The organism is Pseudomonas fluorescens (assembly GCF_902497745.1).
Taxonomy (GTDB): Bacteria; Pseudomonadota; Gammaproteobacteria; order Pseudomonadales; family Pseudomonadaceae; genus Aquipseudomonas; species Aquipseudomonas fluorescens_BM.
Window position 1 is genome coordinate 31,731 of sequence record NZ_CABVHJ010000027.1, and the last position, 22,991, is coordinate 54,721.

At 59.1% G+C, this 22,991-nt stretch carries 24 protein-coding genes; 22 read left to right on the top strand and 2 right to left on the bottom strand.

Features of this window, described 5'->3' with window-relative positions:
• Positions 1-102 precede the first annotated feature (102 nt).
• Positions 103-651, top strand: coding sequence for a glycine zipper 2TM domain-containing protein (locus F8N44_RS28660; RefSeq protein ID WP_007916907.1), 549 nt, complete (start codon positions 103-105; stop codon positions 649-651).
• A gap of 240 nt (positions 652-891) precedes the next feature.
• Here F8N44_RS28660 and suhB read toward each other — a convergent pair whose 3' ends face one another.
• Positions 892-1,710 (bottom strand): inositol-phosphate phosphatase, encoded by an 819-nt coding sequence (suhB, locus tag F8N44_RS28670; RefSeq protein ID WP_016773320.1) that lies wholly within the window; start codon positions 1,708-1,710, stop codon positions 892-894.
• 145 nt (positions 1,711-1,855) lie between these two features.
• On the opposite strand from suhB, the gene trmJ reads away from it, so the two are divergent.
• From trmJ to F8N44_RS28780, 21 genes are all read left to right on the top strand, one after another.
• On the top strand, positions 1,856-2,626 hold the full coding sequence (gene trmJ, locus F8N44_RS28675; protein WP_108226533.1) for a tRNA (cytosine(32)/uridine(32)-2'-O)-methyltransferase TrmJ: 771 nt from the start codon (positions 1,856-1,858) through the stop codon (positions 2,624-2,626).
• Between the two features lie 3 nt (positions 2,627-2,629).
• Positions 2,630-3,406: a serine O-acetyltransferase gene (cysE, locus tag F8N44_RS28680; protein ID WP_007916901.1), complete on the top strand. Its 777-nt coding sequence runs from the start codon at positions 2,630-2,632 to the stop codon at positions 3,404-3,406.
• 245 nt (positions 3,407-3,651) lie between these two features.
• Entirely contained in the window at positions 3,652-4,143 is a 492-nt protein-coding gene (gene iscR / locus F8N44_RS28685) for a Fe-S cluster assembly transcriptional regulator IscR (RefSeq protein ID WP_003227911.1), read from the top strand.
• Positions 4,144-4,190: 47 nt separating this feature from the next.
• On the top strand, positions 4,191-5,405 hold the full coding sequence (locus F8N44_RS28690; protein ID WP_008084662.1) for an IscS subfamily cysteine desulfurase: 1,215 nt from the start codon (positions 4,191-4,193) through the stop codon (positions 5,403-5,405).
• A 101-nt stretch (positions 5,406-5,506) separates the two neighbouring features.
• Positions 5,507-5,893: a Fe-S cluster assembly scaffold IscU gene (gene iscU, locus F8N44_RS28695; protein ID WP_007916892.1), complete on the top strand. Its 387-nt coding sequence runs from the start codon at positions 5,507-5,509 to the stop codon at positions 5,891-5,893.
• 34 nt (positions 5,894-5,927) lie between these two features.
• Positions 5,928-6,251 (top strand): iron-sulfur cluster assembly protein IscA, encoded by a 324-nt coding sequence (gene iscA / locus F8N44_RS28700; protein WP_003227904.1) that lies wholly within the window; start codon positions 5,928-5,930, stop codon positions 6,249-6,251.
• An 8-nt stretch (positions 6,252-6,259) separates the two neighbouring features.
• On the top strand, positions 6,260-6,781 hold the full coding sequence (hscB, locus tag F8N44_RS28705; protein WP_007916889.1) for a co-chaperone HscB: 522 nt from the start codon (positions 6,260-6,262) through the stop codon (positions 6,779-6,781).
• A gap of 51 nt (positions 6,782-6,832) precedes the next feature.
• Positions 6,833-8,698 carry a Fe-S protein assembly chaperone HscA gene (gene hscA, locus F8N44_RS28710; RefSeq protein WP_150652697.1) on the top strand — a complete coding sequence of 622 codons (1,866 nt, stop codon included), beginning with the start codon at positions 6,833-6,835 and terminating at the stop codon, positions 8,696-8,698.
• Positions 8,698-9,039, top strand: a complete 342-nt coding sequence (gene fdx, locus F8N44_RS28715; protein ID WP_150652698.1) for an ISC system 2Fe-2S type ferredoxin — start codon at positions 8,698-8,700, stop codon at positions 9,037-9,039. Before hscA ends, fdx begins: the two co-directional genes overlap by 1 nt.
• Before the next feature lie 14 nt (positions 9,040-9,053).
• Positions 9,054-9,254 (top strand): Fe-S cluster assembly protein IscX, encoded by a 201-nt coding sequence (gene iscX / locus F8N44_RS28720; RefSeq protein WP_047599296.1) that lies wholly within the window; start codon positions 9,054-9,056, stop codon positions 9,252-9,254.
• Positions 9,255-9,341: 87 nt separating this feature from the next.
• Positions 9,342-9,767, top strand: coding sequence for a nucleoside-diphosphate kinase (gene ndk / locus F8N44_RS28725; protein WP_007916882.1), 426 nt, complete (start codon positions 9,342-9,344; stop codon positions 9,765-9,767).
• A 28-nt stretch (positions 9,768-9,795) separates the two neighbouring features.
• Positions 9,796-10,944 carry a 23S rRNA (adenine(2503)-C(2))-methyltransferase RlmN gene (gene rlmN, locus F8N44_RS28730; RefSeq protein ID WP_016984373.1) on the top strand — a complete coding sequence of 383 codons (1,149 nt, stop codon included), beginning with the start codon at positions 9,796-9,798 and terminating at the stop codon, positions 10,942-10,944.
• Positions 10,945-10,956: 12 nt separating this feature from the next.
• A complete protein-coding gene (gene pilW, locus F8N44_RS28735) occupies positions 10,957-11,715 on the top strand; it encodes a type IV pilus biogenesis/stability protein PilW (protein ID WP_016984372.1) in 759 nt (252 codons plus the stop codon).
• On the top strand, positions 11,715-12,758 hold the full coding sequence (locus tag F8N44_RS28740; protein ID WP_150652699.1) for a helix-turn-helix domain-containing protein: 1,044 nt from the start codon (positions 11,715-11,717) through the stop codon (positions 12,756-12,758). Before pilW ends, F8N44_RS28740 begins: the two co-directional genes overlap by 1 nt.
• A 3-nt stretch (positions 12,759-12,761) precedes the next feature.
• On the top strand, positions 12,762-13,871 hold the full coding sequence (gene ispG / locus F8N44_RS28745; RefSeq protein WP_003227888.1) for a flavodoxin-dependent (E)-4-hydroxy-3-methylbut-2-enyl-diphosphate synthase: 1,110 nt from the start codon (positions 12,762-12,764) through the stop codon (positions 13,869-13,871).
• Between the two features lie 36 nt (positions 13,872-13,907).
• Positions 13,908-15,197, top strand: a complete 1,290-nt coding sequence (gene hisS, locus F8N44_RS28750; RefSeq protein WP_016984369.1) for a histidine--tRNA ligase — start codon at positions 13,908-13,910, stop codon at positions 15,195-15,197.
• 41 nt (positions 15,198-15,238) lie between these two features.
• Positions 15,239-15,880, top strand: a complete 642-nt coding sequence (locus F8N44_RS28755) for a YfgM family protein (RefSeq protein ID WP_122599078.1) — start codon at positions 15,239-15,241, stop codon at positions 15,878-15,880.
• Positions 15,873-17,024 (top strand): outer membrane protein assembly factor BamB, encoded by a 1,152-nt coding sequence (gene bamB / locus F8N44_RS28760; protein ID WP_034156262.1) that lies wholly within the window; start codon positions 15,873-15,875, stop codon positions 17,022-17,024. The genes F8N44_RS28755 and bamB overlap by 8 nt, the downstream gene beginning before the upstream one ends.
• A 237-nt stretch (positions 17,025-17,261) precedes the next feature.
• A complete protein-coding gene (gene der, locus F8N44_RS28770; RefSeq protein ID WP_034156263.1) occupies positions 17,262-18,731 on the top strand; it encodes a ribosome biogenesis GTPase Der in 1,470 nt (489 codons plus the stop codon).
• 213 nt (positions 18,732-18,944) lie between these two features.
• Positions 18,945-20,093 (top strand): pyridoxal phosphate-dependent aminotransferase, encoded by a 1,149-nt coding sequence (locus F8N44_RS28775; RefSeq protein WP_150652701.1) that lies wholly within the window; start codon positions 18,945-18,947, stop codon positions 20,091-20,093.
• A complete protein-coding gene (locus F8N44_RS28780; RefSeq protein ID WP_150652702.1) occupies positions 20,081-20,872 on the top strand; it encodes an amidohydrolase in 792 nt (263 codons plus the stop codon). Before F8N44_RS28775 ends, F8N44_RS28780 begins: the two co-directional genes overlap by 13 nt.
• Positions 20,873-21,048: 176 nt before the next feature.
• On the opposite strand, the gene leuA is transcribed toward F8N44_RS28780, so the two are convergent.
• Positions 21,049-22,728, bottom strand: coding sequence for a 2-isopropylmalate synthase (gene leuA, locus F8N44_RS28785; protein ID WP_016984364.1), 1,680 nt, complete (start codon positions 22,726-22,728; stop codon positions 21,049-21,051).
• Positions 22,729-22,991 lie beyond the last annotated feature (263 nt).

Consider the following 22,991-nt stretch of genomic DNA (forward strand, 5'->3'; position numbering starts at 1 on the left):
TGTCAGCCCAAGAAAGGCGCGAGTTGAACTCGCGCCTTTTTTTATGCTCCAAGGCTGGGAGAAGCGCGGGCGCGTCCCGCATGTGATGGTCAGGAGGTTCATGTGAACAAGTCGTTGCTGGTTGGTGCGGTATTGGGTGCTGTCGGTGTGACTGCCGGGGGTGCTGTTGCCACCTACAGCCTGGTTAAAAGCGGCCCTGAGTATGCGCAAGTATTGGCCGTTGAACCGGTTAAAACACAGATCAAGACTCCACGTGAAGTGTGCAAGGACGTGACAGTGACTCGTCAGGCACCGGTAAAAGATCAACATCAGATTGCCGGTACCGTCGTCGGTGCGCTGGCAGGTGGTTTGCTGGGTAATCAGATTGGCGGCGGCACCGGCAAGAAGATTGCCACGGTAGCCGGTGCGGTCGGTGGGGGTTATGCGGGTAACAAGGTGCAGGAAGGCATGCAGGAGCGTGACACCTACACCACCACGCAAACCCGCTGCAATACGGTCAATGACATCAGCGACAAGGTCGTCGGTTACGACGTGCGTTACTCGCTCGATGGCAAAGAAGGCAAAGTGCGGATGGATCGCGATCCGGGCAACCAGATTCCGGTCGACAAGGAAGGCAAGCTGATTCTGTCGCAGAATGAGCCGGCTCAGTAAAAGCTGACTGTTTTAACAAGAAGCACCCTGCGGGGTGCTTTTTTGTGCCCGCCATTTTTGGCTAACCCCGGATCCCCTGTGGGAGCGAGCTTGCTCGCGAATGCGGTCTGGCATTCAGCATCTATGCAGGCTGTTCCACCGCTTTCGCGAGCAAGCTCGCTCCCACAAGGATTTGTTTCGGCCTGAATACAGACATAAAAAAAGCACCCCGAAGGGTGCTTTTTTCGTTTCGCGGAAAGCTTAGCGCTTCAGCGAAGCCGGCAGGTGCGGCTGGATCGCCGTCAGAACTGCCTTGAAGCATTTGGTGTTGCCGGCAACGATGTGGCCTTTTTCAAGGAAGTCGTGACCGCCGGTGAAGTCACTCACCAGGCCGCCAGCTTCTTGAATCAGCAGGGCGCCTGCAGCCATGTCCCACTCGGACAGACCCGACTCCCAGAACGCGTCGAAACGACCGGCAGCCACATAGGCCAGGTCCAGGCTCGCCGAGCCCGCGCGGCGGATACCGGCAGTCTGGCCAACCAGGGCGCGGAACATGCCCAGGTAGTTGTCGAGGTTGTCCATCTGATCGTCACGGAACGGGAAGCCGGTACCCAGCAGGGCGCCGTCGAGGCTGGTGCGACCGCTGACGCGCAGACGGCGACCGTTCAGTTGAGCGCCGCGACCACGGCTGGCGGTGAATTCTTCCTGGCGAACCGGGTCCAGAACCACTGCGTGTTCCAGGCGACCGCGGTATTTGCAGGCGATGCTGACAGCGAAGTGCGGAATGCCACGCAGGAAGTTGGTGGTGCCGTCCAGTGGGTCGATGATCCACAGGTATTCTTCGCCTTCGATGCCGGTGCCGGCGTGCAGGCCAGTCTCTTCACCCTGGATCGAGTGATTCGGGTAAGCCTTGCGCAGGGCATCGATGATTTTCTGTTCAGCGGCGCGATCGACCTCGGATACATAATCCTTGGCGTCTTTTTCGTCGACCTTGATGGTATCCAGGCGCTCGATGGAGCGGAAGATCAGTTCACTGGCGCTGCGGGCGGCGCGCAGCGCGATATTCAGCATGGGCTGCATGGATGTGTCACCTAAGGTTGTTAAAGAAAGCCGCGCATTCTATCAGAACTTTTCTTCAGGTGAAGGACGCTGTTCGCTTTCATAGCTTAACGGTAGGCTGTTCTGTAAGATTTGCACCCCTTTCCTGTGTCCGAGAGCGCCTCCCTTGCTGCAGAACATTCGTGTCGTCCTGGTCAATACCAGCCACCCCGGCAATATCGGCGGGGCCGCGCGCGCCATGAAAAACATGGGTCTGTCGCGATTGGTGCTGGTCGAACCGCGCCTGTTTCCGCACCACGAGGCGGATGCTCGCGCCTCTGGTGCCGGTGACATCCTGGAAAACGCACAAGTCGTCGCCACCCTGGAAGACGCCTTGGTCGGCTGCAATCTGGTGCTTGGCACCAGCGCCCGGGACCGTCGAATCCCCTGGCCGCTGCTGGATCCGCGCGAGTGCGGCACCAAAGTGGTTGAAGAAGCCGGGCAGGGCGCCGAAATCGCTCTGGTATTCGGTCGTGAAGATTCCGGTCTGACCAACGAAGAGCTGCAGCGATGTCACTTTCACGTGCATATCCCCTCCGACCCTGAGTTCAGTTCGCTGAACCTGGGCGCGGCGGTGCAGGTGTTGAGCTACGAAGTGCGCATGGCCTGGCTGGCTGCACAAGGTCAGCCGAGCAAGATCGAGAAAGAAGAAGTGGCCTCGGTGAAAAGCGCCGAACTGGCGACCATGGATGAGCTGGAGCGCTTTTATGAGCATCTGGAGCAGACGCTGGTCGCCATCGAATTCCTCGATCCGGAAAAACCCCGGCACTTGATGGCGCGCCTGCGCCGGTTGTACGGACGCAGCTCGGTCAGCCGGGCGGAAATGAATATTTTGCGTGGCATCCTCACGGAAACCCAGAAAGCGGCCCGTGGTGAGCTTCTTAAGCGGAAGGACTAAATGATGTTTGAGCGTTTGCGTGAAGATATCCAGAGCGTATTCCATCGAGACCCGGCGGCGCGTAACGCTTTTGAAGTCCTGACCTGCTACCCCGGCATGCATGCGATCTGGATTCATCGATTGGCCGGCATGCTCTGGCGTAACGAGCTGAAGTGGCTGGCGCGGCTGGTGTCGAACTTCGGTCGCTGGTTGACCGGAATCGAGATTCACCCGGGCGCAAAAGTCGGTCGACGCTTCTTTATTGACCATGGCATGGGCATCGTAATTGGTGAAACCGCCGAGATTGGCGATGATGTGACCATTTATCAGGGCGTGACTCTGGGTGGTACCAGTTGGAACAAAGGCAAACGTCACCCGACATTAGGCGATGGTGTGGTCGTGGGCGCGGGCGCCAAGGTGCTCGGTCCGTTCACGGTTGGCGCGGGTGCCAAAGTCGGCTCCAATGCTGTCGTGACTAAAGAAGTGCCGCCGGGTGCCACTGTTGTCGGTATTCCTGGGCGAATCATCGTCAAGTCTGACGAAGAGCAGGACGCCAAGCGCAAGGCCATGGCCGAGAAGATCGGCTTCGATGCGTATGGCGTCAGCGAAGACATGCCCGACCCGGTGGCGCGCGCCATCGGTCAGTTGCTTGATCACCTGCAAGCGGTGGACGGGCGGCTTGAGGGGATGTGCGGCGCGTTGAAGGATCTGGGCAGCAATTACTGTGCGAAAGATCTGCCTGAGCTGCGTGAAGAAGACTTCGCATGCGTCAAAGGCAAAGACGAGTCCAAAGCCAGCTAAGCCCTGTGTAGGAGCTGCCGCAGGCTGCGATCTTTTGATCTTATGGAAGGCAAAGTCAAAAGATCGCAGCCTGCGGCAGCTCCTACACAGGCTTGCGCCGGCCGGTGTGCCATTACGCCGCAGACCCTGCTATCATTCGCGCGCTCTTTTGCGGGTAATCCTGACTAAAGTACTAGGTCTTAAAGTTGACTTAAATACTCGGGAATTGCATACTCGCCCCATTCTGAACTCCGTGGTAACTGTCCATGCGACTGACTACAAAAGGCCGATACGCCGTGACCGCCATGCTTGACCTGGCGTTGCACGCGCAGCACGGGCCCGTGTCCCTGGCCGATATCTCCGAGCGCCAAGGCATCTCCCTGTCCTACCTCGAACAGCTGTTCGCCAAGCTGCGTCGCAGCAACCTGGTTTCCAGTGTTCGCGGCCCGGGTGGTGGCTACCAGTTGTCCCGCGACATGCAGGGTATCCAGGTCGCCCAGGTGATCGATGCGGTAAACGAATCGGTCGATGCCACCAAATGCCAGGGCCAGGGCGATTGCCATTCCGGCGACACGTGCCTTACCCATCATCTGTGGTGCGATTTGAGCCTGCAGATTCACGAATTTCTAAGTGGTATCAGCTTGGCTGATCTTGTGACTCGCCGTGAGGTGCAAGAAGTAGCCCAGCGTCAGGACCAGCGCCGTTGCAACAGCAAGGCGCCACGCCTGGACAAGATTGAAGCGTCCGCCGTCGAATGACAGCCAGAGAGCTAGCGGCACGCCAGCCCTGATTTAGGAGATAGTCCATGAAATTGCCGATTTACCTTGATTACTCTGCGACCACCCCGGTTGATCCGCGTGTTGCGCAAAAAATGAGTGAATGCCTGCTGGTCGACGGAAACTTCGGTAACCCGGCGTCCCGTTCCCACGTGTTCGGCTGGAAAGCTGAAGAGTCCGTCGAAAACGCCCGTCGTCAGGTGGCCGATCTGGTCAACGCCGATCCGCGCGAAATCGTCTGGACCTCCGGTGCCACCGAATCCGACAACCTGGCAATCAAGGGGGCGGCGCATTTCTATGGCTCCAAGGGCAAGCACCTGATCACCTCCAAGATCGAGCACAAGGCTGTCCTCGACACCATGCGCCAACTGGAGCGTGAAGGTTTCGAGGTCACCTACCTCGAGCCGACCGAAGACGGTCTGATCACTCCGGCCATGATTGAAGCGGCACTGCGCGAAGACACCATTCTGGTCTCCGTGATGCACGTGAACAACGAAATCGGCACCGTCAACGACATCGCAGCGATCGGCGAAATGCTCCGCGCCAAGGGCATTCTGTTCCACGTCGACGCCGCTCAGTCCACTGGCAAGGTCGAGATCGACCTGCAGAAACTGAAAGTCGACATGATGTCGTTCTCCGCCCACAAAACCTACGGCCCTAAAGGCATCGGCGCGCTGTACGTCAGCCGCAAGCCGCGTGTGCGCATCGAAGCGACCATGCACGGCGGCGGTCACGAGCGTGGCATGCGTTCCGGCACCCTGGCGACCCACCAGATCGTCGGCATGGGTGAAGCGTTCCGTGTAGCCAAAGAAGACATGGCGGCTGAAAACGTCCGTATCAAAGCCTTGAGCGACCGCTTCTACAAGCAGGTCGAGCATCTGGAAGAGCTGTACGTCAACGGCAGCCTGACCGCCCGCGTTCCGCACAACCTGAACCTGAGCTTCAACTACGTTGAAGGCGAGTCGCTGATCATGGCGCTCAAGGATCTGGCGGTATCGTCCGGTTCGGCGTGCACTTCGGCGTCGCTGGAGCCTTCGTACGTACTGCGCGCCCTGGGCCGCAACGACGAACTGGCACACAGCTCGATCCGCTTCACCTTCGGCCGTTTCACCACCGAAGAAGAAATCGACTACGCCGCGCAGAAAGTCTGCGAGGCCGTTACCAAGCTGCGCGCTCTGTCGCCGCTGTGGGACATGTACAAAGACGGCGTCGATATCTCGAAAATCGAGTGGGCGGCACACTAAATATAGAAGCCGCCAGATACAGATCCTGTAGCGACGCGGCGGTTTACGCAGCGCAGTTGCAGGGTCTCAAGAGCGGCCCTGATGAGTGAGGATTGAGAATCATGGCTTACAGCGAAAAGGTCATCGACCACTACGAAAACCCGCGCAACGTCGGCAAGATGAACGCGGAAGATCCTGATGTCGGCACCGGCATGGTCGGCGCTCCGGCGTGCGGCGATGTGATGCGTCTGCAAATCAAGGTCAACGACGCTGGCATCATCGAAGATGCCAAGTTCAAGACCTACGGCTGCGGTTCGGCTATCGCTTCCAGCTCCCTCGCCACCGAGTGGATGAAGGGCAAGACCCTGGACGAAGCAGAAACCATCAAGAACACTCAGCTGGCCGAAGAACTGGCCCTGCCGCCAGTGAAAATTCACTGCTCGGTACTGGCTGAAGACGCTATCAAAGCGGCTGTTCGCGATTACAAGCAGAAGAAAGGCTTGATCTGACTTTCTGGATTTGGCGACGAGTAAGGAGTCACCGATGGCTATCAGCATGACAGAAGCGGCTGCTCGACACGTGCGGCGCTCCCTCGACGGGCGCGGCAAAGGTGAAGGGATTCGTCTGGGTGTTCGCACCACAGGCTGTTCCGGCCTTGCCTACGTGCTGGAGTTTGTCGACGAGGTGGTTGCAGAGGATCAGGTGTTCGAAAGTCACGGCGAAAAAGTGATCATCGACCCGAAAAGCCTGGCCTACCTGGACGGCACCGAGCTCGATTTCGTCAAGGAAGGGTTGAACGAAGGCTTCAAGTTCAACAACCCCAACGTACGCGGTGAATGTGGCTGCGGCGAAAGCTTCAACATCTGAGGCTTGTCGTGGGTATTCCTTGTCATTTCGCTTTATTCGAGCTGCAACCGGGTTTCCGTCTGGATCTCGAGCAGTTGGCCACGCGCTATCGTGAGTTGGCGCGCGGCGTTCATCCTGACCGCTTTGCCGACGCTTCCGAGCGTGAGCAGCGGTCGGCACTCGAGCAGTCTGCACGGCTCAACGACGCCTATCAGACGCTCAAGAGTCCGGCCCAGCGTGCACGCTACCTGCTGACCATCAGCGGGCATGAAGTGCCGATGGAAGTCACGGTCCATGACCCCGAGTTTCTTCTGCAGCAGATGCAATGGCGCGAAGAGCTCGAAGACCTCCAGGACAGTGCCGACCTTGACGGTGTCGCGGTGTTCAAGCGGCGCTTGAAAGTGGCTCAGGAAGAACTCAATGAAAGCTTCGCAGCCTGTTGGGATGATGCGGCGCAACGCGAACAGGCCGAACGCCTGATGCGGCGCATGCAGTTCCTTGACAAGCTCACCTACGAAGTGCGCCAGTTAGAAGAGCGCCTCGACGATTAACCCAGTGCCGCTCCGGTCGCACGCCTGATATACAGATAAGTCCTGATCACGATGGCCCTACTGCAGATCGCCGAACCCGGCCAAAGTCCTCAACCGCACCAGCGTCGTCTGGCTGTGGGGATCGACTTGGGCACTACCAATTCGCTGGTCGCTGCGTTGCGCAGTGGTCTTTCCGAGCCGCTGGCTGACGCAAACGGGCAGGTAATCCTGCCGTCCGCTGTGCGTTACCACGCCGATCGCGTCGAAGTCGGCGAGTCGGCCAAGCTGGCCGCCGCTTCCGATCCTTTGAACACCGTGCTGTCGGTCAAGCGCTTGATGGGTCGTGGTCTGTCCGATGTCAAGCAATTGGGCGAGCAACTGCCATACCGCTTTGTCGGTGGCGAGTCGCACATGCCGTTCATCGACACCGTGCAGGGCCCGAAAAGCCCGGTCGAAGTCTCCGCCGATATCCTCAAGGTTCTGCGTCAGCGCGCTGAAGCGACGTTGGGTGGTGAACTGGTTGGCGCGGTGATCACCGTTCCAGCGTATTTCGACGATGCCCAGCGTCAAGCCACCAAAGATGCGGCCAAATTGGCCGGTCTGAACGTGCTGCGTTTGCTCAATGAGCCGACTGCGGCCGCTGTGGCGTACGGTCTGGATCAACACGCTGAAGGCCTGGTTGCCATTTATGACCTGGGCGGCGGTACTTTCGATATCTCTATTCTGCGTCTGACCGGCGGTGTTTTCGAAGTTCTGGCCACTGGCGGCGACAGCGCGCTGGGCGGTGATGACTTCGATCACGCGATTGCCGGCTGGATCATCGAGAGCGCGGGCCTGTCCGCCGATCTCGATCCGGGCGCACAACGCAATCTGCTGCAAACCGCTTGCGCAGCCAAAGAAGCCCTGACCGACTCGGCCAGCGTTGAAGTGGCCTATGGCGACTGGAAAGCACAGCTGACCCGCGAAGCCTTCGATGCGCTGATCGAGCCAATGGTCGCGCGTAGCCTGAAAGCCTGCCGCCGCGCTGTTCGTGATTCCGGTATCGAGCTGGAAGACGTGCACGCCGTGGTCATGGTCGGCGGTTCGACCCGCGTTCCGCGTGTTCGCGAAGCCGTTGCCGAAGCCTTCGGGCGTCAACCTCTGACTGAAATCGATCCGGATCAAGTGGTGGCCATCGGTGCTGCGATCCAGGCTGATACGCTGGCGGGCAACAAGCGTGATGGCGGCGAACTGCTGCTGCTCGACGTGATTCCGCTGTCCCTGGGGCTGGAGACCATGGGTGGCTTGATGGAGAAGGTGATTCCGCGCAACACCACCATCCCCGTCGCGCGCGCTCAGGATTTCACCACTTATAAAGACGGCCAGTCGGCCATGGCGATCCACGTCCTGCAGGGTGAGCGCGAGCTGATCAGTGACTGCCGTTCGCTGGCACGCTTCGAATTGCGCGGCATTCCAGCAATGGTCGCCGGAGCAGCGAAGATTCGCGTGACCTTCCAGGTCGATGCCGACGGTCTGCTCAACGTTTCTGCCCGTGAACTGGGTTCCGGCGTTGAGGCGAGCATTCAGGTCAAGCCTTCCTACGGTCTGACCGACGGCGAAATCGCCAAGATGCTGAAAGATTCGTTCCAGCACGCCAACGACGATAAGGTCGCCCGCGTTCTGCGTGAGCAGCAAGTCGATGCCCAGCGCCTGATCGAAGCGGTGCAGGGCGCTCTTGAGGTTGATGGCGAGCGTTTGCTCGACGCCGAAGAGCGCATGGTTATCGACCTGCAGCTGCAGGAACTGGCCGAACTGATGAAAGGTACTGATGGTTACGCCATCGAGCAGCAGACCAAGCGTCTGTCGCAAGTGACCGATGCTTTTGCTGCCCGCCGCATGGATCTGACGGTGAAAGCCGCTCTGTCGGGGCGCAATCTGAATGAAATCGAGGATATCTGATGCCGCAGGTCATTTTTCTGCCCCACGAGAAGTTCTGCCCTGAAGGCATGGTGGTCGAGGCTGAGCCCGGCACCTCTATTCTCGAACTGGCCCACGAACACCACATCGAGATGGAAAGCGCCTGCGGCGGCGTCTGCGCTTGCACTACGTGCCACTGCATCATCCGCGAGGGTTTCGACTCGATGGAAGAGGCTGACGAGCTGGAAGAAGATTTCCTCGATCGTGCCTGGGGCCTGGAAGCGCAATCGCGTCTGGCTTGCCAGGCGATCGTCGGTGAAGAAGATATCACCGTCGAAATTCCGAAATATTCGCTTAACCATGCGGCCGAAGCGCCGCACTGACTGGTAAGACTGTCATGAGCTACGGTTGGAATGATGTTCAACGTATTGCAGAAGAACTGGCTGAGGCCAAGCCGGGCGTAGACCCGTTTTCTGTCAATTTCGTCGATCTGCAGCAATGGATCAAAGAGCTGCCGGATTTTGACAATACCTCTGGCCGTGTCGGCGAGAAGGTGTTGGAGGCGGTTCAGACGCTCTGGGCCAAAGAATTGGACTGATCGTCTCGCAGGTTAGGCAATACCCAAGAACCCGCGTATAATTCGCGGGTTTAATTTTTCGCAAATTACCGTTTCTGGAGTTACACCATGGCTGTTCAACGCACTTTCTCCATCATCAAGCCTGACGCTGTTGCAAAAAACGTCATCGGCGAAATCACCACTCGTTTCGAAAAAGCCGGCCTGCGCGTTGTAGCTTCGAAACTGAAGCAACTGTCCAAAGCTGAAGCTGAAGGCTTCTACGCTGAGCACAGCGCTCGTGGTTTCTTCGGCGACCTGGTTGCTTTCATGATCTCCGGTCCTGTTGTTGTTCAGGTTCTGGAAGGCGAAAACGCTATCGCTCTGAACCGTGAGCTGATGGGCGCTACCAACCCTAAAGAAGCTGCTGCCGGTACCATCCGCGCTGACTTCGCTGATTCCATCGACGCCAACGCTGTTCACGGTTCGGACTCCGAAGCCGCAGCTGCTCGTGAAATCTCGTACTTCTTCGCAGCTACTGAAGTAACCACTCGCTAAGCATTGGCTTAAGAGTGAAGGTGAATCCATGACTACATCGACTGTAAAAACCAACCTGCTGGGTCTGACTCAACAGGAAATGGAAAAATTCTTCGACTCAATCGGGGAGAAGCGTTTCCGTGCCGGTCAGGTAATGAAATGGATTCACCACTTTGGCGTCGATGATTTCGACGCCATGACGAACGTCAGCAAGGCCTTGCGCGACAAGCTCAAGGCTATTGCTGAGGTCCGTGGTCCGGAAGTGGTCAGCGAGGACATCTCCAGCGACGGCACCCGTAAGTGGGTGGTGCGCGTGGCGTCCGGCAGCTGCGTCGAGACCGTGTACATTCCCCAGGGCAAACGCGGCACTCTGTGCGTTTCGTCCCAGGCAGGCTGTGCCCTGGATTGCAGTTTCTGCTCCACCGGCAAGCAAGGCTTCAACAGCAACCTCACCGCCGCCGAAGTCATCGGTCAGGTGTGGATTGCCAACAAATCTTTTGGCAGTGTCCCGGCAACCGTCGACCGTGCCATCACCAACGTGGTGATGATGGGCATGGGTGAGCCGCTGCTGAACTTCGACAACGTCGTCGCCGCCATGCATCTGATGATGGATGACCTCGGCTACGGGATCTCCAAGCGCCGCGTGACCCTGTCCACCTCGGGTGTGGTGCCGATGATCGATGAGCTGGCCAAGCACATCGACGTTTCCCTGGCGTTGTCCCTGCACGCACCGAATGACGCATTGCGTAACCAATTGGTGCCGATCAACAAGAAGTATCCGCTTAAGATGCTGCTCGAGTCGTGCCAGCGCTATATGTCCGCCCTTGGCGAGAAACGTGTGCTGACCATCGAGTACACCTTGCTCAAGGACATCAACGACAAGGTCGAGCACGCCGTTGAGATGATCGAGCTGCTGAAGAACATTCCGTGCAAGATCAACCTGATTCCGTTCAACCCGTTCCCGCATTCCGGGTACGAGCGCCCGAGCAACAACGCGATCCGTCGTTTCCAGGATCAGTTGCATCAGGCCGGTTTCAACGTCACTGTCCGCACCACCCGTGGTGAAGACATCGACGCCGCATGTGGTCAATTGGTAGGGCAGGTGCTGGATCGCACCCGTCGCAGCGAACGTTACATCGCCGTGCGTGAGTTGAGCGCCGACAGCGATCTGGCACAGAACGCCGCGAACACTAACTAAGAGAGGATCTCTATGTCCCTGCGCTTTGCGCTGCTGTTGCTGTTGGCCAGCCTGTGTGCTGGTTGTGTCCTGTCGGGTGACTACAACCCGATGAAGACCAGCAAGGGCCGTGATGAAGCGCGGGCTGCCTACGTGCAGTTGGGGCTGGGGTACTTGCAGCAAGGCATGAGCGAGCGGGCCAAGGTGCCGCTGAAGAAGGCGCTGGAAATCGACGGTTCCGATCCTGACGCCAACGCGGCCCTCGGCTTGGTGTTTCAGTCCGAAATGGAACCGGAACTGGCCGACGAACACTTCCGCAAGGCCTTGTCCTCCCGTCCCGCCGATGCGCGCATCCTCAACAACTACGGCAGTTTTCTCTACGAACAACAGCGTTATAAAGAAGCCTACGAGCGTTTTGAACAGGCCGCCGCCGATACCCTGTATCCTGAGCGTTCGCGTGTGTTCGAGAACCTCGGCATGACGGCCGCAAAGCTCGGTCAGCGGGATCTGGCGCAGCAACAGCTGGAAAAGGCACTGCGCTTGAATCGCCAACAACCGCGCGCATTGCTGGAAATGGCTGAGTTGTCCTTCGAAGACAGGCATTATGTGCCCGCGCGTGACTATTACGACCGTTTCAGCCTGCTGACCGAACAAAATGCACGTAGTCTATTGCTCGGCGTTCGGCTGGCAAAAGTGTTTGAAGATCGCGACAAGGCCGCCAGTTATGGCCTGCAATTAAAACGACTCTATCCCGGTACGCCGGAATATCAGCAATACCTGTCGGAGCAATGATGAAAGCGGCGCATCCCGAAGTTGTAGCAGCGAATCGCGTTAACCCCGGTGAGACCCTGCGCCAGGCCCGCGAAAGCAATGGCTGGTCGCTGGCCGAAGTGGCTCTCAAGCTCAACCTCACCGTGACTTCCCTGAGCAATCTTGAAGCCGGCGCTTTCGACAAGCTGCCGGGGCATACCTTCGCTCGCGGTTACATTCGCGCTTATGCCAAATTGCTCGGCATGGACCAGACCGTTCTGGTTCAGCAATTCGACCAGTCCACCGGCACCGATTCCCAAGGCAGCAACGTTCATGCCCTTGGCCGTATCGAAGAGCCGGTGCGGGTTTCCCACACCATTTTGCGTATCGTCAGCCTGCTGTTGCTGATCGCGGTCATCGGCGGCGGTTTCGTCTGGTGGCAGGATCAGACGTCGCTGCGTACCAAGGATCTGGCTACTCTGGCGCCTGAGCACGTTGAAGTCGAAGGTGCTGACGGCACCACCCAGATTCATCCGATCGATGAGCCGGAAGATCAGGCTGTCGAAGAGAATCAGGCCGATACTTCTACAGCGCTGGCACTGCCTCAGTCTGAAACTACCGCTGAATCGTCTGGCGCCGAAGCGGCCTCCCCGGCAACCGCTCCAACTGCACCGGTTGCACCGGCTGTAACGCCGACCGCCCCGGTTCATACGCCAGCCCCGGTTGTCGCCAATCCGGCCACTCCTGCGCCAACCGTTCCTGCTACTCCAGCGCCAACCGTTACCGCTCCAGTGGTTCCTGCTGCACCGGCAGCCACCACAGAAGCGGCCGCTCCGGTTGCTGGCGACGGTCAGGTCCAGCTGCAGTTCAGCGCCGATTGCTGGGCACAAGTGACCGACGGTCGTGGCAAAGTGATCTTCAGTGGTCTCAAGCATAAAGGCGATAGCGTCACCGTTTCCGGCAAGCCGCCGCTTAACGTACGTCTGGGTGTTGCCCGCGCCGCACAGGTCAGCTACAACGGCCAGCCGGTCGATATCGCTCCGTTCACCAGTGGCGAGACTGCTCGCCTGAAGTTGGGTCAATAAGTCATGCACGGCGAATCTCCAATCAAACGTCGCGTTTCGCGCAAGATCTGGGTCGGCAACGTACCGGTGGGCGGCGATGCGCCGATCGCGGTGCAGAGCATGACCAACAGCGACACCAATGACGTGGCCGCCACTGTTGCGCAAATCAACCGTCTGGAAGCCGCTGGCGTCGATATCGTTCGCGTTTCGGTACCGGACATGGACGCCGCCGAGGCGTTCGGCAAGATCAAGCAATTGGTCAAGGTGCCGCTGGTTGCCGACATCCACTTCGACTACAAGATCGCTCTGCGCGTGGCCGAACTGGGCGTGGACTGCCTGCGTATCAACCCAGGCAACATCGGTCGTGAAGACCGTGTTCGCGCGGTGGTCGATGCAGCGCGTGATCGCGGCATCCCGATCCGCATCGGCGTCAACGCCGGTTCCCTGGAAAAAGACCTGCAAAAGAAATACGGCGAGCCGACACCGGCCGCGCTGGTCGAATCGGCCCTGCGCCACGTTGAACACCTTGAGCGCCTGAATTTCCAGGACTTCAAGGTCAGCGTTAAGGCCTCCGACGTGTTCATGGCCGTCGAAGCCTACCGCTTGCTGGCGAAAGAAATCGTTCAGCCGCTGCACTTGGGCATCACCGAAGCCGGTGGATTGCGTTCGGGCACAGTGAAATCCGCCGTGGGCCTAGGTATGCTGCTCGCCGAGGGGATTGGCGATACCATCCGCATCTCGCTGGCGGCCGATCCGGTTGAGGAAGTGAAGGTCGGTTACGACATTCTCAAGTCTTTGCATCTGCGTTCCCGTGGCATCAACTTCATCGCCTGCCCGAGTTGCTCGCGGCAGAACTTCGATGTGGTGAAAACCATGAACGAGCTGGAAGGGCGACTTGAAGACCTGCTGGTGCCGCTGGATGTCGCGGTGATCGGTTGTGTGGTCAACGGCCCCGGCGAAGCCAAGGAAGCCCATATCGGCTTGACCGGCGGCACGCCAAACCTGATTTACATCGACGGCAAGCCGTCGCAGAAACTGACGAATGACAATCTGGTGGACGAGCTGGAAAAGCTGATCCGCCAGAAAGCGGCCGAAAAGGTCGAAGCTGACGCTGCCGTTATTGCGCGCGGCTGAGCCTGACTGAACGCCGAACGAATTTAAGGATTTAAAGTGAGCAAGTCTCTGCAAGCCATTCGTGGCATGAACGACATCCTGCCCGAACAGACCCCGCTGTGGCGTTATTTCGAGGGCACCGTCGCGCGTCTGCTGGATAACTACGGTTACAAGCAGATCCGCATGCCGATCGTCGAGTTCACCGAGCTGTTCAAGCGCTCGATCGGTGAAGTGACCGACATCGTCGAAAAAGAGATGTACACCTTCGAAGACCGTAACGGTGACTCCCTGACCCTGCGTCCGGAAGGCACCGCGGCGTGCGTGCGTGCTGTGCTTGAACACGGCATCACCGGCGGTGGCCAGGTGCAGAAGCTCTGGTACATCGGCCCGATGTTCCGCCACGAGCGTCCGCAGAAAGGCCGTTATCGCCAGTTCCACCAGATCGGTCTGGAAGTCTTCAACCTCGACGGTCCGGACATCGACGCCGAGCTGATCACCATGACCTGGCGCCTGTGGGGTGAGCTGGGCATTCGTGATGCAGTCAAACTCGAACTCAACAGCCTCGGCACCAGCGAGTCCCGTGGTCGCTATCGTGAAGCGCTGGTCGAGTACCTCTCGGCGCACCACGACAAGCTTGACGAAGACAGCCAGCGTCGCCTGAAAACCAACCCGTTGCGCGTGCTCGACACGAAAAATGCCGACACTCAGGCGGTACTGGTCGATGCGCCGAAAATGGCCGACTACCTCGACGATGAGTCCCGTGCGCACTTTGAAGGGCTGAAGGCCCGTCTGGATGCCGTCGGCATTCCTTACGTGCTCAACCCGAAGCTGGTGCGTGGTCTCGATTACTACAGCAAAACCGTTTTCGAATGGGTCACCGACAAGCTCGGCGCCCAGGGCACTGTTTGCGCGGGCGGTCGTTACGACGGTCTGGTCGAGCAGATGGGCGGCAAGCCGACCACCGGCGTTGGTTTCGCCATGGGCATCGAGCGTCTGGTTTTGATGCTGGAAACCCTCGAGCAGATCCCGGAAGAAATCTCCCGGCAGGTCGACGTCTACCTCTGCGCCTTCGGTGAAGAAGCCGAGCTGGCTGGTCTGGCTCTGGCTGAACGTGTTCGTGATCAACTTCCAAACCTGCGTCTGCAAGTCAATGCCGGCGCCGGCAGCTTCAAAAGCCAGTTCAAGAAGGCCGACAAGAGCGGTGCGTTGTACGCACTGATCCTCGGTGACGACGAAATGGCCCAGCAAGTGGTAGGTTTCAAACCCCTGCGTGGCCAGGGCGAACAACAAAGCATTGCCTGGGATGCGCTCGCCGCTCACCTGGCCACCTGCGTCGTGCAGGGTTGAAGCTGTCCAAACAGCCGATTTAGCGATTAAGGAGTATTGGGGTGTCGAGTACCGAAGACGAACAGTTGGCGGATTTGAAGGACTGGTGGACACGCAACGGCAAACCTCTGGTCACCGGCGGCCTGTTGGCGCTGGTCATCGTGTTCGGCTGGCAGGCTTATCACAAGTATCAGAGCAACCAGTCGCAAGGCGCCTCGGTGCTCTATCAGCAATTGCTGGAAACCACGCTGACGCCTGATGGCAAGCCTGATGCTGCCCGCGTTGCGGACCTGGCCGGCAAGCTCAACAGCGAGTTCGGCGGTTCTGCCTACGCGCAGTACGGCAGCCTGTTCGTGGCCAAAGTGGCGGTCGACAGCGGCAAGCTGGATGACGCCGCGACCGAACTGAAAGCCATCGTCGACAAACCGGCCAACCCGGCGCTGGGCGAAATCGCCCGTCAGCGTCTGGCGCAGGTACTCGGCGCGCAGAACAAGGCTGACGATGCCCTGAAATTGCTCGACGGCGATGCCGACAAAGCGTTCCTGGCCACTCGCGAAGAACTCAAGGGCGACCTGCTGGTACAGCTGGGCCGTACCGATGACGCGAACAAGGCGTATCAAAAAGCCAAGGCGGCACTGTCGGATGAAGCGGCGGTCGGTGGCCTTCAAATCAAGCTCGACGACCTGGCCAAAGGGGATGCGTGACGTGATCCGTTGGAAGCATGCAGCATTGCTGGCTCTGGCCCTTCTGGCCGCGGGTTGCAGCAGCAACAGCAAGAAAGAATTGCCACCGGCTGAACTGACCGACTTCAAAGAGGAAGTGGTTCTGCACAAGCAGTGGAGTCGTTCGATCGGTGACGGTCAGGGCGAAACCTACAACATGCTGGTGCCGGCGATCGACGGAGACACCATCTACGCCGCCGATGTGACCGGCGTGGTGATGGCCATGGATCGCGGCAATGGCGACGTAAAATGGAAGCAGGATCTTGATCTGCCTGTCTCCGGTGCTGTCGGCGTTGGCTACGGGCTGGTTCTGATCGGCACCCTGCGCGGTGAAGTTGTTGCTCTGGACACCAGCAACGGTGAAGAGAAATGGCGTGCACGCGTCAACAGCGAAGTTCTCGCGCCGCCGGCCAACAACGGCGACGTAGTGGTGGTGCAGACTCAGGACGATCGTCTGATCGGTCTGGATGCGTCCACCGGTACCCAGCGCTGGGTATATGACAGTACGCCTGCCGTACTGACCTTGCGCGGCACCAGTGCCCCGCTGGTCACCAACCGCCTCGCGGTGGCTGGCCTGTCGACCGGTAAAGTGGTCGCTCTGGACATTTCCAACGGCGTGCCGGTGTGGGAACAACGCATTGCGATCCCACAAGGTCGTTCGGAGCTGGAGCGCGTGGTCGACATCGACGGTGGTCTGCTGCTGTCCGGCGGTACTTTGTACGTGGCCAGCTATCAGGGTCGCGTGGCGGCACTGGACCTGGAAAGCGGTCGTCAACTCTGGCAGCGCGATGCGTCGAGCTACGCCGGTATCGCTCAGGGTTTCGGCAGTGTCTACGTGAGCCTGTCTTCGGGCACCGTTGAAGGCGTCGACGAGCGTTCTACCACTGCATTGTGGAGCAACGATTCGCTGGCTCGCCGTCAACTGTCGGCTCCGGAAGTGTTCTCCAGCTATGTTGCAGTGGGTGACCTGGAAGGTTATCTGCACCTGCTGAGTCAGGTTGACGGTCGTTTCGTCGGCCGTGAGCGCATCGACAGCGACGGCCTGCGTGCCCGTCCGCTGGTGGTGGGTGACACGATTTATGTATATGGCAACAGCGGCAAACTGGAAGCCCTGACCATCAAGTAACAACTATGCTTGGGGTTAACACCCCCAGGCAGCTTCACTTGTGAGTATGAATGTGGGAGCGAGCCTGCTCGCGATGGGCTTCAACGATTACGCAGACGGCCTGAATAAACGCGGTGCCTTGGCGTTTTTCGCGAGCAGGCTCGCTCCCACAGAAAGCACCCACAGTGTTGCCCCGAGCACCAGCCGCTGCCTCGCAGCGGCTTTTGTATTTTCTGAAATAACGAAGTGGAGAGCCGCATGGTTCCCGTAATCGCCCTGGTGGGCCGACCGAACGTCGGCAAGTCCACCTTGTTCAACCGCCTGACCAGGACTCGCGACGCCATCGTCGGCGACTTGTCCGGTCTGACCCGTGATCGCCAGTACGGTGAGGCCAAGTGGCAAGGGCGTTCCTACATTCTGGTCGACACCGGTGGTATCTCCGGTGACGAGCACGGTATGGACGAAAAAATGGCCGAGCAGTCGCTGCTGGCCATTGAAGAAGCAGACGTTGTGCTGTTCCTGGTAGATGCCAAGGCCGGTTTCACCGCCGCCGACCAGATGATCGCTGAACACCTGCGCAAACGTAACAAGCGTTCCTACGTGGTGGCCAACAAGGTCGACAACATCGACCCGGAAATGGCCCGCGCTGAATTCGCCCCTCTGGGCATGGGCCACGCGATCCCGATCGCCGGTGCTCACGGTCGCGGCATCACCCAGATGCTGGAAATCGCCTTGGGTGATTTCCCCAAAGACGCAGAAGAGCCGGAAGAAGGCGAAGAAGAGATCGTTGCCGAAGGCGAGGAAGCCAAGCGCATTCCCGGCCCAAGCGAAAAAGACGGGATCAAGATCGCCATCATCGGCCGTCCGAACGTCGGCAAATCGACGCTGGTCAACCGCATGCTCGGTGAAGACCGCGTAATCGTCTACGACCAACCCGGCACCACGCGCGACAGTATCTACATTCCGTTCGAACGCAATGAAGAGAAGTACACGCTGATCGACACCGCCGGTGTGCGCAAGCGCGGCAAGATCCACGAAGAAGTCGAAAAATTCTCCGTGGTCAAAACCCTGCAGGCGATCAAAGACGCCAACGTGGTGATCTTCGTGATGGATGCGCGCGAAGGTGTGGTCGATCACGACCTCAACCTGCTGGGCTTCGCCATTGAGTCGGGTCGTGCGCTGGTGATCGCGATCAACAAGTGGGACGGCATGACGCCGAGCGAGCGCGACTATGTCAAAGTCGAGCTGCAACGTCGTCTGTTCTTCGTTGATTACGCTGACATCCACTTCATCTCGGCCCTGCACGGCACTGGCGTGGGTAACCTCTACGCCTCCGTACAGAACTCGTTCAAGTCGGCGGTCACCCGCTGGCCGACCAACCGTCTGACCCAGATTCTCGAAGACGCGGTGGGCGAGCATGCGCCACCGATGGTCAACAACCGCCGGATCAAGCTGCGTTATGCCCACTTGGGTGGTGCCAACCCGCCGATCATCGTGATCCACGGTAACCAGATCGAGAAAGTGCCGAAGTCGTATGTGCGCTATCTGGAGAACACTTACCGCCGTGTACTGAAGCTGGTCGGTACGCCGATCCGCATCGAGTTTAAGGGCGGCGAGAACCCGTACGAAGGCAACAAGACCACGCTGACCGACCGCCAGGTCAACAAGAAGCGTCGCTTGATGTCGCACCACAAGAAAGCCGACAAGAAGCGCCGCGACAAGAAGTGATTTATCACTTCGTGTAGGAGCTGCCGCAGGCTGCGATCTTTTGATTTTGCTTTAAAGACAAGATCAAAGGATCGCAGCCTTCGGCAGCTCCTACAGGGTTCGGCGATAAGAAAGGGCGCTCACCAGAGCGCCCTTTTTTTATGGGCGCCGGATGGGCTATCCTCGGGCTCTCCCGCGCCGTCGTCAGAGCCGGGTGTTGAGCAGGGAACCCCGATGATCACCAGCAAGCTGCCGAATGTCGGCATCACTATTTTCACGCAGATGTCTCAGCTCGCCGCGCAAACCGGCGCGATCAACCTGTCCCAGGGTTTTCCTGATTTTGACGGCCCGCAGTCGTTGCGCGATGCAGTCGGTCGGCATATTGCCAGTGGCCACAACCAGTATTCGCCGATGACCGGGCTGCCGGCGCTGCGCGAACAGATTGCGGCGAAAATCGCTCGAAGCTATGGCGTGCAGGTCAATGCCGACAGCGAAGTGACGGTCACACCGGGCGCTACCCAGGCGATCTTCTGTGCGATTCAGGCGGTTATTCACAGCGGCGATGAAGTCATCGTGTTCGACCCGTGCTACGACAGCTACGAGCCGGCCACGGAGTTGGCGGGTGGTCGCTGCGTGCATGTGCAGTTGAACCCGAACGATTTCTCCATCGATTTCGATCAGCTCGCCGCGGCCCTGAGTCCGCGCACGAAAATGATCGTCATCAATACCCCGCACAACCCCAGCGGCGCGCTGATCAGTCGTGCCGAACTCGATCAACTGGCGGCGCTGATCCGCGATCGCGACATCTACCTGATCAGCGACGAAGTCTATGAACACCTGGTGTTCGACGGCGTGCCGCACGTCAGCGTGCTCGTCCATGAAGAGCTGTATCAGCGCGCGTTCGTGGTCAGCTCGTTCGGCAAGACCTATCACGTCACCGGCTGGAAGACCGGCTACGTCGTCGCGCCGCCAGCGCTGACGGCCGAACTGCGCAAAGTCCACCAGTACGTCAGTTTCTGCGGTGTCACTCCGCTGCAATATGCCCTGGCCGATTACATGGCCGAGCACCCGGAACATGTCGAAGAGCTGCCGGGCTTCTATCAGGCCAAGCGCGACCTGTTCTGTGATCTGTTGACGCCGTCGCGCTTCACCTTCAAGCGTGTCACCGGCACCTACTTTCAACTGGTCGATTACTCGCAAATCCGTCCTGACCTGAACGACGTCGAGATGGCCATGTGGATGACCCGTGAACACGGCGTGGCGAGTATCCCGGTGTCGGTGTTTTACCAGAATCCACCGCAAGGCCAGCGCCTCGTGCGTCTGTGCTTTGCCAAACGCGAGGAGACGCTGCGTGAAGCGGCGGCGAAACTATGCGTGATCTGAGTGCTTTACCCGATCTCAACCTGGCGCTGATTCAGACCAGTCTGGCCTGGCATGACCGTCAGGCCAATTTCGAGCATTTCGAGGTGTTGCTGGAACAGGCGCAGGGCGCGGATCTGATCATCCTGCCGGAAATGTTCACCACCGGTTTCTCCATGGAATCGGAAACACTTGCCGAAGTCGAGAACGGCCCGACCAGCAAGTGGCTGCGGGTTCAGGCGGCGAAGCTCGATGCCGTGATCACCGGCAGTGTGATCATTCAGGCCGCCGACGGCAGCCATCGCAATCGCCTGTTGTGGGCGCGGCCGGACGGTGAAGTGCTGCATTACGACAAGCGTCACTTGTTCCGCATGGCCGGCGAGCACAACCACTACACTCCCGGCGAACGCCAGGTGCAGTTCGAACTCAAGGGCTGGCGGATCCGTCCGCTGATTTGTTACGACCTGCGTTTCCCGGTGTGGAGTCGCGATGCGCAAGATACGGATCTGCTGCTGTACACCGCCAATTGGCCGGGTGCGCGACGGTTGCACTGGAATCGTTTGTTGCCGGCACGAGCGATCGAAAACCTTTGCTATGTGGCGGCGGTGAATCGCGTTGGCACCGACGGTAAAGGTTTTGCGTATACCGGTGACAGTCAAGTGCTGGATTTCCAGGGTGAAACCTTGCTGGCGGCGGGGGAGGCCGATGGTGTGTTCAAGGTCGTGCTGGAAGCCGCGCCACTGGCGGCGTATCGCGAGCGCTTTCCGGCGAATCTGGATGCCGACACATTCGAGTTCACCTGATACTCGCAGCGCCTGTCTGGACGCCTTCGCGAGCAGGCTCGCTCCCACAGGGAAATGCATTCCAAATGTGGGAGCGAGCCTGCTCGCGAAGGGGCCATAAAAGTCAGCCAAAAACCTGCAGGCAAAAAAAGGCCCCGGAGTTCACACTCCGGGGCCTTTTGCATTTCAGCGATGGCTTACGCCGCTTTCGCCTCAGGCTGGCTCAGCGAGCGGTTCAGCGCGCTGAACAGGGCCTTGAAGCTGGCGGTGGTGATGTTTTCATCGATACCCACGCCGTGCACCGCACGTTCGCCGTTCACCCGCAGCTCGATGTACGCCGCCGCTTTTGCGTTGGTGCCCGCGCCGATCGCGTGTTCGTTGTAGTCCATGATTTCCACCGGAACCGGCAGGCCGGCGACCAGTGCTTCCAGCGCACCGTTGCCCTTGCCGCGCCAGTGCAGGTTGGTTTCGCCCTGACCTTTGCTCGCCACTTCCACTTCGACGGCGCTGTTGCCGTTTTCTTCCTGCAGACGATGGCTGACCAGCGCGTACGGGGTATTGGCTTGCAGGTATTCGCTGATCAACAGCGAGTGGATTTGCTTGGCAGTCATCTCCAGGCCGAGACGGTCGGTTTCACGCTGCACCACCTGGCTGAACTCGATCTGCATGCGACGTGGCAGGCTAATGCCGTATTCCTGCTCCAGCAAGTAAGCGATGCCGCCCTTGCCCGACTGGCTGTTGACGCGAATCACCGCCTCGTAGCTGCGGCCAATGTCGGCTGGGTCGATCGGCAAGTACGGCACTTCCCACAGTGCATCGGGTTTCTGCTGGGAGAAGCCTTTGCGGATCGCGTCCTGGTGCGAGCCGGAGAACGCGGTGTGCACCAGGTCGCCAACGTACGGGTGACGTGGGTGAACCTGGATCTGGTTGCACTCTTCGACGACTTTGCGCACGCCGTCGATGTCGGAGAAGTCCAGCTGCGGGTCGAGACCCTGGGTGTACATGTTCAGTGCGACGGTGACGAGGTCGACGTTACCGGTACGCTCGCCGTTGCCGAACAGGCAGCCTTCGACGCGATCGGCGCCAGCCATCAGGCCCAGCTCGGTAGCGGCGACGCCAGTGCCACGGTCGTTGTGGGTGTGCAGGCTGATGATCACGCTGTCACGACGGTTGATATTGCGGCCGAACCACTCGATCTGGTCGGCGTAGATGTTCGGCGTTGCGCACTCAACGGTAGCCGGCAGGTTGAGGATCATCTTGTGCTCAGGCGTCGGGTTCCACACCTCGATCACCGCATCACAGACTTCCTTGGCGAATTCCAGCTCGGTGGCGCTGAAGGTTTCCGGCGAGTATTCGAAAGTCCACTCGGTGTCCGGCTGCATTGCCGCGTATTTGACGAACAGCTTGGCCGCGTTCACGGCAATGGCCTTGATACCGTCCTTGTCCTGGTTGAAGACGATGCGACGGAAAGAAGGCGAGGTGGCGTTGTACAAGTGAACGATGGCTTTCTTCGCGCCGCGCAGGGATTCGAAGGTGCGTTCGATCAGGTCTTCACGGCCCTGGGTCAGCACCTGAATGGTGGTGTCGTCCGGGATGTGGCCTTCTTCGATCAAGGTGCGCACGAAGTCGAAGTCGGTTTGCGAAGCCGCCGGGAACGATGCTTCGATTTCCTTCACGCCGACTTGCACGAGGGTTTTCCAGAAGCGCAGCTTCTTCACCGCGTCCATCGGCTCGATCAGCGACTGGTTGCCGTCACGCAGGTCGGAGCTGCACCAGATCGGCGCGGTGTCGATGGTTTTCGACGGCCAGGTCCGATCCGGCAGGTTGATGACGGGAAACGCGCGGTATTTCGAAGACGGATCTTTGAGCATGCTCATCGGGAAATTCCTTATTGTCTGGGCCGAAAAGAGGCGGCCTGCCGGTGTTACGAATGTTCTGGGAAAAGCGTGGGACGAGGTGCCGCGATTCAGCCTGGCAGTCGTGCGCTGACGAGGCACAGGCTGCGGTGCTGGCGAAGCTGAATGAGGGTGTGAGAGGTTTTCATGCCTTCAACCCTAACCGCGAGGGGAGAGGATGGCAAGCAGTCGAAAAAAATTGAGAGGAATACCCGGAAAGAGAGTTTTTGCGGGATTTTATTGCG

What these genes read in the sequence shown, in the direction of transcription:
- F8N44_RS28775 (WP_150652701.1), top strand. Translation starts at nt 18,945, where the DNA reads ATGATCACCAGCAAGCTGCCGAATGTCGGCATCACTATTTTCACGCAG.
- suhB (WP_016773320.1), bottom strand. Translation starts at nt 1,710, where the DNA reads ATGCAGCCCATGCTGAATATCGCGCTGCGCGCCGCCCGCAGCGCCAGT.
- F8N44_RS28740 (WP_150652699.1), top strand. Translation starts at nt 11,715, where the DNA reads ATGAAAGCGGCGCATCCCGAAGTTGTAGCAGCGAATCGCGTTAACCCC.
- F8N44_RS28690 (WP_008084662.1), top strand. Translation starts at nt 4,191, where the DNA reads ATGAAATTGCCGATTTACCTTGATTACTCTGCGACCACCCCGGTTGAT.
- ndk (WP_007916882.1), top strand. Translation starts at nt 9,342, where the DNA reads ATGGCTGTTCAACGCACTTTCTCCATCATCAAGCCTGACGCTGTTGCA.
- pilW (WP_016984372.1), top strand. Translation starts at nt 10,957, where the DNA reads ATGTCCCTGCGCTTTGCGCTGCTGTTGCTGTTGGCCAGCCTGTGTGCT.
- ispG (WP_003227888.1), top strand. Translation starts at nt 12,762, where the DNA reads ATGCACGGCGAATCTCCAATCAAACGTCGCGTTTCGCGCAAGATCTGG.
- fdx (WP_150652698.1), top strand. Translation starts at nt 8,698, where the DNA reads ATGCCGCAGGTCATTTTTCTGCCCCACGAGAAGTTCTGCCCTGAAGGC.
- rlmN (WP_016984373.1), top strand. Translation starts at nt 9,796, where the DNA reads ATGACTACATCGACTGTAAAAACCAACCTGCTGGGTCTGACTCAACAG.
- bamB (WP_034156262.1), top strand. Translation starts at nt 15,873, where the DNA reads ATGCGTGACGTGATCCGTTGGAAGCATGCAGCATTGCTGGCTCTGGCC.
- cysE (WP_007916901.1), top strand. Translation starts at nt 2,630, where the DNA reads ATGTTTGAGCGTTTGCGTGAAGATATCCAGAGCGTATTCCATCGAGAC.
- iscU (WP_007916892.1), top strand. Translation starts at nt 5,507, where the DNA reads ATGGCTTACAGCGAAAAGGTCATCGACCACTACGAAAACCCGCGCAAC.
- hscA (WP_150652697.1), top strand. Translation starts at nt 6,833, where the DNA reads ATGGCCCTACTGCAGATCGCCGAACCCGGCCAAAGTCCTCAACCGCAC.
- iscA (WP_003227904.1), top strand. Translation starts at nt 5,928, where the DNA reads ATGGCTATCAGCATGACAGAAGCGGCTGCTCGACACGTGCGGCGCTCC.
- iscR (WP_003227911.1), top strand. Translation starts at nt 3,652, where the DNA reads ATGCGACTGACTACAAAAGGCCGATACGCCGTGACCGCCATGCTTGAC.
- der (WP_034156263.1), top strand. Translation starts at nt 17,262, where the DNA reads ATGGTTCCCGTAATCGCCCTGGTGGGCCGACCGAACGTCGGCAAGTCC.
- leuA (WP_016984364.1), bottom strand. Translation starts at nt 22,728, where the DNA reads ATGAGCATGCTCAAAGATCCGTCTTCGAAATACCGCGCGTTTCCCGTC.
- iscX (WP_047599296.1), top strand. Translation starts at nt 9,054, where the DNA reads ATGAGCTACGGTTGGAATGATGTTCAACGTATTGCAGAAGAACTGGCT.
- F8N44_RS28780 (WP_150652702.1), top strand. Translation starts at nt 20,081, where the DNA reads ATGCGTGATCTGAGTGCTTTACCCGATCTCAACCTGGCGCTGATTCAG.